Source organism: Synechococcus sp. R8-2, from assembly GCF_047461715.1.
Classification (GTDB): domain Bacteria; phylum Cyanobacteriota; class Cyanobacteriia; order Thermostichales; family Thermostichaceae; genus Thermostichus.
The window spans coordinates 1-684 of the sequence record NZ_JANSHQ010000644.1; the positions used below are offsets into that span (position 1 = coordinate 1).

Sequence of the window (684 nt, forward strand, 5' to 3'; positions counted from 1 at the left end):
AGCCGCAAAAGGAAGCCAGCTTCTCGACCACCCGCTCGCTCACCAAGCCGGAATGGGCCAGCAAGCTCTCCAGGCGGTGTTCTTCCTGAGGTGGTAGGGCAGCAATGACCCGACCTTGGTAAAACCAGATCCTGTAGATACCTCTGGGCGCCCAAATACAGAGCTGTCCTGTTTTGCTGCCTCTCTCGATCAGCTGCAACAGATCGGGCAAGGAAAATTCTTGGAGGTCTCCAACTATGGCCATAAGATTTTTTCGAGCCTCTGATTCAGTGGGATAAGTGGAAATCAATGCCTTAGTAACATTTCAGACATCCCCATTCTTGTACATGTACTCTCGGACAACAACCGTGTATCAACGGCTGTGTTCTTTGTAGCTAGGTACTCTGCGCGCCAGCAGTTACACTTACTATCCGGGAAAATCTATCAAGGAATACAATTAGGCAGCACTCGGAAGCCCTTCACAGAAGAGTTTTAGTTTCCTTTGTTTCAGCTTTGTGTTGGATCATGTCGCTTCGTAAGATAGAACTCCTATTTTTGCTTTCTCTGTGAGCGGAAGTTAGAGAAAAGTTATAGACCCTTCCAAGTTCTTTACAAAGCCAGAAGATTGTTTTTTTCCGTTAGGTTTACCTCACTTTTCGCGCATGCCCTTGAGGAGGGTGGCTAATCGACTGACCAGAGAAGGCT

Annotated in this window: 1 protein-coding gene; it reads right to left on the minus strand. The window is 47.7% G+C overall.

Annotation, left to right across the window (positions count from 1 at the left end; translation table 11 throughout):
• On the minus strand, positions 1–244 hold a 244-nt coding region (locus NW819_RS13440; RefSeq protein WP_414414052.1), incomplete at its 3' end, for a DUF4388 domain-containing protein.
• Between the last annotated feature and the right edge of the window lie 440 nt (positions 245–684).